The organism is Acinetobacter sp. Ac8 (assembly GCF_055392545.1).
This window is the reverse complement of sequence record NZ_AP043689.1, coordinates 3,735,310-3,749,410: the sequence shown is the minus strand read 5'-3', so window position 1 is coordinate 3,749,410 and position 14,101 is coordinate 3,735,310. Positions and strand designations below refer to the sequence as shown.

The 14,101-nt window shown below is 39.7% G+C and carries 6 protein-coding genes; all 6 read left to right on the top strand.

Annotated elements, in window-relative coordinates; all coding sequences use genetic code 11:
* Nucleotides 1-336 precede the first annotated feature (336 nt).
* The 6 genes from ACZ5QH_RS17675 (at nt 337) to ACZ5QH_RS17650 (ending at nt 14,045) form a co-directional block, all read left to right on the top strand.
* Complete coding sequence (locus ACZ5QH_RS17675) at nt 337-1,266, top strand: OmpA family protein (RefSeq protein ID WP_303577512.1); 930 nt, start codon at nt 337-339, stop codon at nt 1,264-1,266.
* Between the two features lie 74 nt (nt 1,267-1,340).
* Nucleotides 1,341-7,064: an Ig-like domain-containing protein gene (locus ACZ5QH_RS17670; protein ID WP_464016756.1), complete on the top strand. Its 5,724-nt coding sequence runs from the start codon at nt 1,341-1,343 to the stop codon at nt 7,062-7,064.
* A 267-nt stretch (nt 7,065-7,331) separates the two neighbouring features.
* Nucleotides 7,332-8,540 (top strand): TolC family protein, encoded by a 1,209-nt coding sequence (locus tag ACZ5QH_RS17665; protein WP_303577510.1) that lies wholly within the window; start codon nt 7,332-7,334, stop codon nt 8,538-8,540.
* 42 nt (nt 8,541-8,582) lie between these two features.
* Nucleotides 8,583-10,766, top strand: coding sequence for a type I secretion system permease/ATPase (locus ACZ5QH_RS17660; protein WP_303577509.1), 2,184 nt, complete (start codon nt 8,583-8,585; stop codon nt 10,764-10,766).
* 79 nt (nt 10,767-10,845) lie between these two features.
* Nucleotides 10,846-12,078: an HlyD family efflux transporter periplasmic adaptor subunit gene (locus ACZ5QH_RS17655; protein WP_004817233.1), complete on the top strand. Its 1,233-nt coding sequence runs from the start codon at nt 10,846-10,848 to the stop codon at nt 12,076-12,078.
* A gap of 221 nt (nt 12,079-12,299) precedes the next feature.
* Complete coding sequence (locus tag ACZ5QH_RS17650; protein ID WP_303577556.1) at nt 12,300-14,045, top strand: ShlB/FhaC/HecB family hemolysin secretion/activation protein; 1,746 nt, start codon at nt 12,300-12,302, stop codon at nt 14,043-14,045.
* The last annotated feature ends 56 nt before the right edge of the window (nt 14,046-14,101 follow it).

Sequence of the window (14,101 nt, the reverse complement as noted above, 5' to 3'; positions counted from 1 at the left end):
GTGAAATATTAAATAAAAATTTTAAAATAGATACTGCTTTCTAAATCAAAATATATTTAAAGATCAATATTTAACCTTATGTTTTTTCAGGTGAATTATTTTAACCCAAAGGCAAATTTTTATCATTTGACGTATTAAACCTAATTCATTATTTTTGCGTACCTTAAATATTAAACCGTGAAATATGTCACGAAAAAACGTGTTTTTAGGCAGCCTTACTGAAATTTAAAATATTGGTCTCGCTGTCTAAAAGGTTTTTATGTGCAACCTCTACGAAGCTTAAACGTTTCGTTGTAGAGGTTTTTTACTTTTAAATTCTGTAAGGAACAAATTTTAATGATGGTCACAAATAAAGGCTTGTTGGTCACAACACTACTCCTCAGCTCAATCTTGTCTGGATGTGCTGTGAAAGGTGGTAGTAATGGTACGGCTGTTGAAAAGTGGCATAACTTTGAAAATCAAAAAATTAATGAAAAAGTAAATAAAAATAAAGCAAATGTTGTTTTTGTTCGTGATGAGAAAATTGAGGGAAAAGCGGTAAATATTTTTGTAGGTGGAGAATATTTGGCTTCATTGTTACCCAATGCTTATAAAGAGCTTGAAGTTTGTCCTGATAACCAAAAGTTGGTTGCAATTGAAACGGATGTCAAAGATCGCTATGCAACTAAAGAAAAAGGCGGGCAATACTATAATTTACCTCTCGAAAAAACCACCTACTTACGTGTGAGTCTGGATCAGAATGGGCAGACTTATTTCTTAGCAATGAATGAGGATGAAATTAAAAAAGCTCAGCAGCATTTAAAGGAACAAGTCCATACCTTGCCACGTGTTGATCGCGATTTAAAGTGTAAGCCTACCGTTAAAATGTTGAAGAAATTTACATTACAAGCTGGCGCTTTGTTTCAGTTTGATAAATCAGATGAAGCAAATATGTTAACTCAGGGTAAACAAGAAATTAAGGATGTTGCAGATGCCATTCGTAATGAAACAGCCGAGATTAGCCATATAGATGTTATTGGTTATACAGATCCAGACGGTACGGAAAGTTATAACCAAGTGTTGTCAGCGCATCGTGCGCAAAGTGTAAAAAATATGATGGTAAATTATGGTTTATCTGCTGATTTAATTGCTGCAGAAGGCCGTGGTAAAACAAATTTATTGATCACAGATTGTTCTGAAAAACACACTCAAAATCGTACTGCGCGTTTGGCATGTAATCAGCCCAATCGTCGAGTTGAGATCCTTCTTTATGGTATTCAGCCGTAATTACGCTTCATTTCAAAACTTAGTATTTTGATTCTATTAATTAATGCTTAATTATTGAAATTAAGGAAATAAACGTGACTGTAAAGAATATTGTTCTCAAAATTAATGCTAAAAAATCAACACTCGATACCTTGAATATTGAAGGGGGCGAGTTTGGTCGTGGTTCTCAAGGGAAACCATTAAAAATTGCTGCAAAAGCAAATGTTCATTATGAGTTTACCGATAAAGAGACTTCATTTGGGCCAGAAAATATTGCGACTAAACGCCATGATAAGGATTTGTGGATTAGTTTCGAAGGTGGGGATGTTGATCAGCCAGATCTGATTATTGAAAACTATTATGCTGCAAATGGTGAGTTGGGCTATTCAGAAGGGGAGTCTAACTTACTGATCGGTCAGCATGAAAATGGCAAATATTACCCTTATGTCCCAGAAAGTGCAGAAAAAAGTGATGCAGTAAGTTTGCTTGCGGATCAAGTTGAAGCTGGTCAGGCTTTAGGTGGTGAAGAAGTTGCAGCATTTTGGGCCTTTAATCCATTATGGTTATTGGCTTTGGTTCCGATAGCGGCAGTGGCTATTGGTCAAGGTCATGATAACAATAAAAAATCTCCTGTAATTGAACATCCTCAGCATGTTCCTATCGCAGAAAAAGACAGTGCTGAAACTAAAGAAGACACGCCTATCATTATTGATGTGACTGCAAATGATACTGACAAAGATGGTGACTTAGAACCAAGCACGGTGGTGATTAGCAAACAGCCTCAGAACGGTACTGTTAGTGTTGATCCAATCACAGGCGAAGTAACTTATACCCCAAACAAGGGTTATGTTGGTCCTGATGTATTTGAATATACAGTCAAAGATAAAGCGGGCAATGTGTCTGATCCTGCGACTGTGGTAATCGATATCACCGCCAATCCTGTTGCGGTTGATGATAGTGCTAACACTAAAGAAGACACCCCAATCATTATTGATGTGACTTCAAATGATACCGACAAAGATGGTGACTTAGATCCAAGTTCAGTGGTAATCACGAAACAACCACAGCATGGTACAGTCAGCGTTGATCCAATCACAGGTGAAGTGACTTATACTCCAAGCAAGGGTTATGTTGGTTCAGATGCATTTGAATATACCGTCAAAGATAAAGCGGGGAATGTGTCTGATCCTGCAACTGTGGTAATTGATATCACAGCCAATCCTGTTGCAGTTGATGACAGTGCTGAAACTAAACAAGACACCCCAATCATCATTGATGTGACTGCAAATGACACTGATAAAGATGGTGACTTAGATCCAAGTACGGTGGTGATCACGAAACAGCCTCAGAACGGTATTGTTAGTGTTGATCCAATCACAGGCGAAGTGACCTATACCCCAAACAAGGGTTATATCGGTCCAGATGCATTTGAATATACCGTCAAAGACAAGGCTGGCAATGTGTCTGATCCTGCAACGGTAGTGGTTGAAGTCAGTGCAAATCCTGTTGCGGTTGATGATAGTGCTAACACCAAAGAAAACACCCCAATTATTATTGATGTGACTGCAAATGATACCGATAAAGATGGTGACTTAGATCCAAGTACGGTGGTGGTCACTAAACAGCCTCAGAATGGTACGGTCAGCGTTGATCCAATCACAGGTGAAGTGACCTATACTCCAAACAAGGGTTATGTTGGTCCAGATGCATTTGAATATACAGTCAAAGACAAGGCTGGCAATGTTTCTGATCCAGCGACTGTGGTAATTGATATCACCGCCAATCCTGTTGCGGTTGATGATAGTGCTGAAACTAAACAAGACACGCCTATCATTATTGATGTGACTGCAAATGACACTGATAAAGATGGTGACTTAGATCCAAGCACTGTAGTGATCACGAAACAGCCTCAGAACGGTACTGTTAGTGTTGATCCAATCACAGGTGAAGTGACTTATACGCCAAACAAGGGTTATGTCGGTCCAGATGCATTTGAATATACAGTCAAAGACAAGGCTGGCAATGTTTCTGATCCTGCAACTGTAGTGGTTGAAGTGAGTGCAAATCCTGTTGCAGTTGATGACAGTGCTGAAACTAAAGAAGACACCCCAATCATTATTGATGTGACTGTAAATGACACTGATAAAGATGGTGACTTAGATCCAAGTACTGTAGTGATCACGAAACAGCCTCAGAACGGTACGGTCAACGTTGATCCAATCACTGGTGAAGTGACTTATACCCCAAACAAGGGCTATGTTGGTCCAGATGCATTTGAATATACAGTCAAAGATAAAGCGGGGAATGTTTCTGATCCTGCGACTGTGGTAATTGATATCACAGCTAATCCAGTTGCAGTTGATGACAGTGCTAACACCAAAGAAGATACCCCAATCATTATTGATGTGACTGCAAATGACACTGATAAAGATGGTGACTTAGATCCAAGCACGGTGGTGATCACGAAACAGCCTCAGAACGGTACGGTCAGCGTTGATCCAATCACTGGTGAAGTAATTTATACCCCAAACAAGGGTTATGTTGGTCCAGATGCATTTGAATATACAGTCAAAGACAAGGCTGGCAATGTATCTGATCCAGCGACTGTGGTAATCGATATCACCGCTAATCCTGTTGCGGTTGATGATAGTGCTGAAACTAAAGAAGACACCCCAATCATTATTGATGTGACTGCAAATGATACCGATAAAGATGGTGATTTAGATCCAAGCACTGTAGTGATCACGAAACAGCCTCAGAACGGTACTGTTAGTGTTGATCCAATCACAGGCGAAGTGACCTATACCCCAAACAAAGGTTATGTCGGTCCAGATGCATTTGAATATACCGTCAAAGATAAAGCGGGCAATGTATCTGATCCTGCAACTGTCGTGATTGAAGTGAGTGCAAATCCAGTTGCGGTTGATGATAGTGCTGAAACTAAAGAAGACACGCCTATCATCATTGATGTGACTGCAAATGATACCGATAAAGATGGTGACTTAGATCCAAGTACGGTGGTGGTCACGAAACAGCCTCAGAACGGTACTGTTAGTGTTGATCCAATCACAGGTGAAGTAACCTATACTCCAAACAAAGGTTATGTTGGTCCAGATGCATTTGAATATACAGTCAAAGACAAGGCTGGCAATGTTTCTGATCCTGCAACTGTGGTAATTGATATCACTGCCAATCCTGTTGCAGTTGATGACAGTGCTGAAACCAAAGAAGATACCCCAATTATTATTGATGTGACTGCAAATGACACTGATAAAGATGGTGACTTAGATCCAAGTACGGTGGTGATCACGAAACAGCCTCAGCATGGTACGGTCAGTGTTGATCCAATCACAGGCGAAGTGACTTATACTCCAAACAAAGGTTATGTTGGTCCAGACCAGTTTGAATATACCGTCAAAGACAAAGCTGGCAATGTTTCTGATCCTGCGACGGTGGTAATTGATATCACAGCCAATCCTGTTGCAGTTGATGACAGGGCTGAAACTAAAGAAGACACCCCAATCATTATTGATGTGACTGCAAATGATAGTGACAAAGATGGTGACTTAGATCCAAGTACAGTAGTGATCACGAAACAGCCTCAGAACGGTACGGTCAACGTTGATCCAATCACAGGCGAAGTGACCTATACCCCAAACAAGGGTTATGTTGGTCCAGATGCATTTGAATATACCGTCCAAGACAAAGCTGGGAATGTGTCTGATCCTGCGACTGTGGTAATCGATATCACAGCCAATCCAGTTGCGGTTGATGATAGTGCTAACACTAAAGAAGATACCCCAATCATCATTGATGTGACTGCAAATGATACTGACAAAGATGGTGACTTAGATCCAAGCACTGTGGTGATCACGAAACAACCACAGCATGGTACGGTCAGCGTTGATCCAATCACTGGTGAAGTAACCTATACTCCAAACAAAGGTTATGTTGGTCCTGATGCATTTGAATATACAGTCAAAGACAAGGCTGGCAATGTATCGGATCCAGCTCACGTAACTTTAGATATAAGCCCTACAGGTACCTTAACCGAGATACTCAAAGAAGCTGATTTAGGAGATGGTTCAACAGCCGCTGTTGTAAATGGTGAATTGAGTTTAGATAACCCTAGTAATGCTGACATTAGCGATATCTTAATGACATTGCCAACAGTGGATGTCACTTCTGGTGGTGAGACAATAAACTGGACCCAAACAGCAAATGGTGGCTTAGTTGGAACCACGCCAAGCGGTCAAGAAGTGATGTCGATTACTTTGGGTACACCAGTGACCAGCAATGGGAAAACCACAATTCCTTATGAAATTGGTCTTAAAGCGCCAGTGGATCATGTTGGTGAGAACAGTGAACGTTTAGATCTTGATTTTGGTATCAATACCAATATTGGCGATGCTAACCTCATTATTACTGTGGAAGATGATAAATCAGTAGCAGCGCCAATATCTGTAGTTGCAGATGGTGAGACGACTTTTTATGCGAACGTGATCATTAGTCTGGATCTCTCTAGCAGTATGGGTGCAAGAGATAGCGGTATTCCAGATCCAGTAAATGGTGGCGAGAAAATGCGTATGAACGCAGCTGTCGAAGCGATTGAAACGATGCTAGATAAGTATCAGGAGCAACTTGACAGTGTAGCCCCAGGTAATGGAGACGTGAAAGTGAATATCATTGGCTTCTCAAAATTAGCCAAGCATCTTTCGCTACCTGGTCAAACAGATACATGGGTGTCATTAGATGACGCCAAGAAAATTGTGAAAGGATTATATAATTTTGGCACTCGACCAAAAGATATTGGTGTAGATACCAACTACGATGCGGCTTTACAAGAAGTTATTCATAGTTATTTGAATAATCAAGGTGCTGGTCCAGTTGTCGGTGTGGACGGCGCTAAGGTGAACAATAGTTTGCTCTTTGTCAGTGATGGTATTCCAAACTTTGGTAATGGCACTGATGGAGTACGTGGTATCCAACCAACGTCACCATCAAATTATGAACCAGGCAATCAAAATATCGATATCGGTGAAGATAAGTGGACAGCGTTCTTAAAAGAACAAAACATAAAATCTATTGCGATTGGTATTGGTCCTCAGATGGATGAGGGTGCAGATTTCTTAAAACCAATTGCTTTCGATGGCGAAAAAGGCACCAACAAAGATGGTTCGAGTGACATTATTATTTTAAAAGATATGTCTGATCTCGGCGGTATTATGTCTGAGTTGGTTCCAGAAGCTACTGATACTCAGGGGTCTATTCGTACGGATGATGTGGGCAATATTGTTTCATCTTTCGGTGCCGATGGTGCAGGTCAGTTAATCATTCAGATTGATGGGTATGACTATACTTATGACTATGCAACAAACCAAATCACCAGTAGCAATAGCAATGCAAGTATTTGGCAAGATGCTGGTAATGGTGTACTGATGGTGAAAACAGAGATCGGTGGTAGCTTTAAATTAAATATGTCAGCAGATAAGTTTGGTGACTTTAGTTATAACCCAGCTCCGACTCGTCCTGTAGGTAAAACCCAAGAAGAGTTTACATTTACACTTGTCGATAAAGATGGCGATAAATCTAGTGATAAATTGCTCATTGACATTCAATTAATTCCTGAAGCAAGTGCCAGTAAAACAGCACTGAGCATGAGTAATCAGTTGGATCATTTAGAGGTTTTTAATGCAGTTGGTCATACTTTAGATGGCTTTGCCAATACGCCAAATCCAGCCGAAGTTGTGAATACAAACCATATCAATGTCTCACAACATTTAGAGCAACTCAGTGTTGAGCAGCCTAACTTAATTTAAGTCTAATTAAGCCGCACAAAAAGCATTTTCTACATCCTGTAGCGAATGCTTTTTGTATATTTATCTGGGTTTTTTAGTGTGGTTTGGCATGCACGTGATGGTGCTATACCACATTTAAATAATACTTCAATGCAAATTTATTAAAAATGCAGTTAAAACAAATGGTTATTTTTTATATCCATTGATTGTATTTCTGGTAGCCGATAGAACTCATCAATGCAAATGAATAGAAAACTGACACGGTCAATATCTCTGTGTTTTATAGGGATGTTGGCAATACATGGCCCATTGGTACATGCAGCGACGTTAAAAGAGATACTCAAACAAGCGCTGGTCAATGATCCTGTGATACAGGAGGCTCAGGCGAATGTGTCTTTTGCACATAGTACGATGCAGACGACTAAGGCTGAACATTATCCGATTGTCAGTGCTATAGGGACTCAAGTGCTCGGTCAACAACATAAATATGAAAGTAATGCGCGAGAAACGCATTTTGCTCCAGGTCTACGCGCGACCGTCAATGTTTATGCTTGGGGCGGGATTGAAGCAGCCGTTGATCGAGATAAGAAAAAAGAAGCTTATTATCAATATACTGCTGAACAAACCAGAGAAGACCTTGGTTATAAAATCATTACATTGTATTTAACCGCATTAAGGACCAAAGAGTCTTTGGTTGTTGCAGAACGAAATTTAAAACGTCACGATAAAATGCTGCATGATTTAAATATTATTGTGCAACATGATTCAGGTCGGCTCAGTGAGTTGGCCCAAGCTCATGCACGTCGACTAAAAGTAGAAACAGGTATTGCTGAATTACGACGTACTTTAGGTTTAACTGTGAGTCGATTAGAAGTCTATACGCAAGATTTTTTAGCACCAGATACGATTGTTGATCCTTTTCATGGAATGACATCTCAAGATTTTATTACCCAATACCATCGTGCTGAGGTTGATCAAATACCCAGTTATTTAGCACAAAAAGCAGAACATGAAAGTGCACTTGAAGATATTAAAGTGTCTAAAGCGGCTCAAATGCCAAGTATTAATTTAGAAGGGACGGCAAGTCCAGATAATAAAGAAATCTATTTAAGAATGTCATGGGACATCTTTAATCAAGGTTCAAAGCATAAGATCTCACAGAAAAATCAAACCAAAATCGCTGTAGCATCGCGTATGCAACAAAGCTTACGCGATACCATTGAGCGTAGTCGAACAGCCATGTTCGATATGTCTCAAAATGAACAACGCGTTAAATTAGTGAATCAATATATTGATGTTCAACAAAAAGTCGTTTGGGCTTATGAACAACAGTTCAAAATCTCTCGTCGAACATTAATTGATGTACTCGATGCTTATAACGAGCTTGCAAATATTGAAGCAACAGAAGTGGAAGCTCGTAATGATTTTAGAGCTGCGACTTTAGAGTATTTATTGGCTCAAGCCAAAATCAGTCAGTGGGCTGGTGTCACAAACTAACTTGGTTTCCCGATTATTTTCAAAGTATTTAAGTAGAACAACATGAAATCTATTATTTCACATATCGCATTAACGACTAAATTATTAGGTAGTCCGATTAGTGAAGCTGCTTTATTGGCAAGGGTTGGGCGTGATCAAGATTTAAAGATTGATTATGGCACGCTCACAGAAGTTTTACGGAGTTATGGTTTTGATAACCAATTGTCGAAGCGATCTTTACAAGATATTCCAACACTTGCTTTACCTGCCACGATCTTATTAAAAAATGAAGAAGCTGCGGTGATTACCGAAGTTACATATCATGCTGACGAAAGGACTTATCATTTATTGCAAACAGATGGGATGACCAAAGTCATCCCTGCAATGCAGTTGGAACAATTGTACTTAGGATTTTGTTGGTTTATTAAGTCAAAAGTTCAATCAGACTTACGTTCTGATTTACCTGAATATCATTTGCCTAAAGCTTGGTTTTGGAAGGTAATTTGGCGATTTAGAAAATATTATTATCAAGTTGTATTGGCAACATTGATGATTAATTTTTTAGCTTTATTAAGTTCATTATACGTTATGAACGTATATGACCGTGTTATTCCAAACCAAGCTTTTGAAACATTATGGGTGTTAAGTATCGGTGTGATCATCGCGATTAGTTTTGAGTTTATTTCTAAATTAATTCGTTCTTATTTAACTGATATTGCAGGTAAAAAAGCAGATTTAATTATTAGCTCAGCACTCTTTAGACGCGTTATGCAGTTACGTTTGGTCGATCGTCCAAGTTCGGCTGGCGCTTATGCCAATAATCTACGTGAGTTTGAAGCGGTTCGCGAGTTTATGACCAGTGCGAGTTTACTGACCATTGTTGATTTGCCTTTTCTATTTTTATTTATCAGTGTGATTGGATTAGTCGGTGGCAAGCTGGCCTTTGTGCCCTTGGCCTTAATTCCAATTATGATTGCAGTGGGCTTCTTTGTGCAAAGACCATTGGCTCGCTATATCAATGAATCTATGAAGGAGTCATCTCAAAGACAAGGCTTGGCAGTTGAAGCAATTGATGGAATCGAGACGTTAAAAACCAATAATGCCACAAATTGGGCGCAGCAACGTTGGGATAATTTCACTGCAAAAACTTCTGTATCTTCGATTAAAGTTCGAAATTTAAGTAATTTGGTGGTGAATTTTGCCGCAAGTATGCAGCAGTTAAATACTGTCTTCTTGGTGGTATTCGGAACTTATTTAATTCACAGCAGTAATCCCGATTATAAAATTACCATGGGGGCTTTGATTGCTTCGGTGATTTTATCTGGTCGAGCACTTGCGCCATTATCCCAAATAGCCAGTTTAGCGATTAAATTTCAGTCAGCTAAATTGGCCTTACAAGGGATTAATAATATTGTTGCAAGACCTATTGAACGCGATCCTAGCCGTCAATATATCAGTTTAGCATCGGTCGAAGGCCAGATCGCTTTTGAGCATATCCAATTTCAATATCAACGAGATGCAGCACCAGCAGTCAAAGACATAACCCTAAATATTAACTCAGGTGAAAAAGTTGCCATTTTGGGACATATTGGCAGTGGAAAAAGTACCTTGTTAAAACTCGCAAGTGGTCTTTATGAGGCCAATGCAGGTCATGTTACTTTAGACAATATTGATATACGTCAAATCGACCCAAGTGATTTACGAAGCAAAGTCAGTTTACTTAGCCAAAGTCCTCGCTTATTTTTGGGTACGCTTAGGGACAATCTCGAATTGGCAAGAACTGATCATTTTTCAACTGATCAACAGTTAATGCAGGTCTTACATCAGTTTGGCCTCGATAAGGTGATCAATCAGCATCCGCAAGGCTTAGACATGCAACTCGGTGAAAACGGCTTAGGGTTATCTGGCGGGCAAAAGCAACTCATTGCTTTAGCAAGATTAACCTTACGTGATCCACAAGTTGTACTGCTTGATGAACCCACCACTGGACTAGATCAAGCAACAGAATTATCTGCCTTAGATGCGCTTCAAAACTGGGCAAAACAAAGAACATTATTGGTGGTTACCCATCGTCCTCAAGTCCTTGCATTGGTTGATCGTATTATTGTGATGGAAAATGGTGCCATTACGATGGACGGTCCTAAAGCAGAGATTCTTGCCAAATTAGTTCAACAACAGTCCCCAAATATTCCTTCTGTAAAACCCAAAGTTCATCGGGTGAGTGTCAGTGCTCGGATCCGTAAATAACCTGATGTTTTAAACGTCAAAATTTGGTCGGATGAGAAACGATGTTGTGATGATTATGCAGATTAAGTAAGTGAAAGAAATGAAAAAACAAACTAAACAGCCCCCAATCAGCCAATCTGATTTGAAGCTGTTAAATGATTTGAATGGCGCTTTACAGCAAGAAAAACATTATGGCTATTTCGCGGTAATTGTTTTGCTATTCGTGTTAATCGTCGTATTTTTAATTTGGGCGTATAACAGTACCTTAGAAGAGGTGACGCGAGGCCAAGGAAGTATTATCTCTAGTAGTCGTGAGCAAATTATTCAAAGCTTAGACCCTGGCATTATCATGGAAATGAGAGTGAAAGAAGGGGATGTTGTTGAAAAAAATCAAATTCTACTCAAACTGGATGATACTCGCAGTTCTGCTATTTTAAGAGAGAGCGAGGCTAAGGTTGAAAATTTAACCGCAATTGCAGCACGACTGAAAGCGGAAACTACAGAGACGAAGCCGATATTTCCTCAAGAGATTTCAAGCGAATTAAAGCAAAGAGAATATCAGGCTTATACGGTAAGACGACAGTCGATGGTCGATGCGATCGAAGCATTAAAAGCCAGTAAAAGTTTCTTGGATCATGAGATTTCGATTACCCAACCGCTGGCACAGCAGGGATTGGTTTCAAATGTGGAAGTATTGCGTATGCAACGACAATCCGCAGATTTGGGGGCGCAAATTTTAGATCGGAAAAATCGCTATTTAACCGATGCGAATAATGAGTTGGTAAAAACAGAAGCTGAATTGGCACAGGCGCGAGAAAATATGGCGATGCGTGCGGATCCTGTTGACCGTTCATTTATTCAAGCACCACTTCGCGGTATTGTGAAAAATATTAAAATTAATACAGTGGGCGGTGTGGTCAATGCAGGACAAGATATTTTAGAAATTGTTCCTTTAGATGACAAACTTTTGGTTGAAGCTTATATACGCCCACAGGATGTGGCTTTTCTTCGTCCCGGATTGCCTGCTGTTGTTAAAATAAGTGCCTATGATTATTCGATTTATGGTGGCTTAGAGGGGGTGGTGACACTGATTAGTCCCGATACCCTGAGCAATGACAAACGTAATAGTGAATTGAAATTAAACCAAAATGAAGTCTACTATCGTATCTTGGTCAAAACCGATGCAAATAGTTTAGTGGATAAACAAGGGAAAAAGCTTCCGATTATTCCCGGCATGGTGACCACTGTTGATGTAAAGACCGGTGAAAAGACCGTATTTCAATACTTGATTAAACCGATTACGCGGATGAAACAAGCTTTACAAGAGAGATAAAGCCACTTACTTAAACGGTTAAGTTAGAGTCATTTCATGTTTTATCTATCCCCCAAATATGACCTTGTCGTTGATAGGTCAATATTGGGGGACATGATTTTTTATAGAACGATAATATTTATTGTTTTTAGAGCTATGATGAAAAAATCTGAATTAATTATTTACAAAATGTCATAATTTCGAAATAATAAAACGTGAAATTTATCATAATTATTATTGACATGCAGAACTTCATCTATAAAAGAACCACTTTAGCCGTTTTTTTAACGCTTTTGGGTACAGTAACAAACGCAGCAGATCCACAATTACGCCCAGAGTTAGAAATAGATGCTGTTCAGCGCCAGCAACAACGTGATGAAGCATTACAGAAGCAATTACAGCCCGAAGCTGTAGTGCAAACGGGACTAGAAAAACAACTTCAAACCCAAGCACAACTGCAATATCTAAAATCAAACAGCGAAGATGTGTGTTTTGAAATTAAAAAATTTGTATTGATTGGGGAAGATGCACGTCAATTTACTTTTGCGATGCGCCCCGTCACGCAAGGTCAACATAATCTCATTGGCCGATGTATTGGGGTACAAGGCTTAAACCAAGCCTTAGATCTAATTCAAAACAGTATTATTAGTCATGGGTATGTCACCACACGCATGCTGCTACCTCAACAGAACATTGCTTCAGGTGAAATTAAACTTCAAGTGATTGCTGGGAAAGTGGATCAAATTCAATTTGTTCAAGGGACATCTAAGCGTGCTCACAAATTGAATGCCTTGCCTGTTCGGTCTGGGGATATTTTAAATATTCGGGATATTGAACAAGGCTTAGAAAACTTTAAACGTGTGCCGACTGTTGAGGCTGACTTTAAAATCAAACCATCAGAACAGCGTAACCAACCTGGCTATAGTGATTTAGAGTTGGCATGGCAACAATCAAAACCCTACCGGATTCATTTAGGTGTTGATGATGCAGGCTCAGATTCAACTGGGAAATATCAAGGCACAGCAACCTTATCTTTAGACCATCTGTTTACTGCAAATGACTTGTTTTATGGCAGTTATAACCATGATTTAGGTGGGGGAGATCAAGGTAAACGCGGAACAGATGGCTATTACTTAAGTTATAGCATTCCACTCAAATATTGGCTGCTTAGCACCAGTTATAGCCAGTCTGATTATAACCAAACGGTTGCAGGTGCCAGTGAAAGTTATAGCTATAGCGGCAAAAGCAAACTGATTGGGGCAGATTTATCTCGGGTACTTTACCGTGATGCCAAACGAAAAACCACCGCCAGTGTGGGAGGATGGTATCGGGAATCACAAAACTTCATCAATGATGTAGAAATTGAAGTACAACGTCGAAAAACCGGTGGCTGGAAAGCCAGTTTGGATCATACAGAATATCTAGCCAATGCGACTTTAACAGGCAATTTAACCTATAAACGCGGTACAGGTGCATTTAATGCAATGCATGCACCTGAAGAGCAATTTGGCGAAGCCTATACCCATGTGGGTATTTTACAAGCCAATGCCAGTCTGCAAGTGCCATTTAAAGTCGGTAATCAATCGCTACAGTATCTTGCTGAATGGCGAACACAGTACAGTAAAAAACCACTGACCCCACAAGATCGATTCTCGATTGGGAATCGCTATACCGTAAGAGGGTTTGATGGTGAACAAACTTTATTGGCAGATAATGGCTTTTTAGTCCGTAATGAAATCAGTGGCTCGATGTTTAAGCTTCCGATGCAATGGTACACAGGAATTGACTATGGTGAAGTGGGGGGTAAAACCGCACATGAACCGAATCCATTGCTGGGAACAAGTTTAATGGGCGCTGCCTTTGGATTACGAGGGCAAGTCTTAAAATCGGTCAATTATGACGTTTTTGTTGGGACGCCGTTAAAAAAACCAGACCACTTTAAAACAGACAATGTGACGACAGGATTTAGCCTGAACTGGATGTATTAATCCATTAGATCCCATGCCCATATGCAACATTCAATCTTGAAAAAATATTAAAACAT

Coding starts and splice junctions, on each gene's coding strand:
- ACZ5QH_RS17675 (WP_303577512.1), top strand. CDS start 337: ATGATGGTCACAAATAAAGGCTTGTTGGTCACAACACTACTCCTCAGC.
- ACZ5QH_RS17665 (WP_303577510.1), top strand. CDS start 7,332: ATGTTGGCAATACATGGCCCATTGGTACATGCAGCGACGTTAAAAGAG.
- ACZ5QH_RS17660 (WP_303577509.1), top strand. CDS start 8,583: ATGAAATCTATTATTTCACATATCGCATTAACGACTAAATTATTAGGT.
- ACZ5QH_RS17655 (WP_004817233.1), top strand. CDS start 10,846: ATGAAAAAACAAACTAAACAGCCCCCAATCAGCCAATCTGATTTGAAG.
- ACZ5QH_RS17650 (WP_303577556.1), top strand. CDS start 12,300: ATGCAGAACTTCATCTATAAAAGAACCACTTTAGCCGTTTTTTTAACG.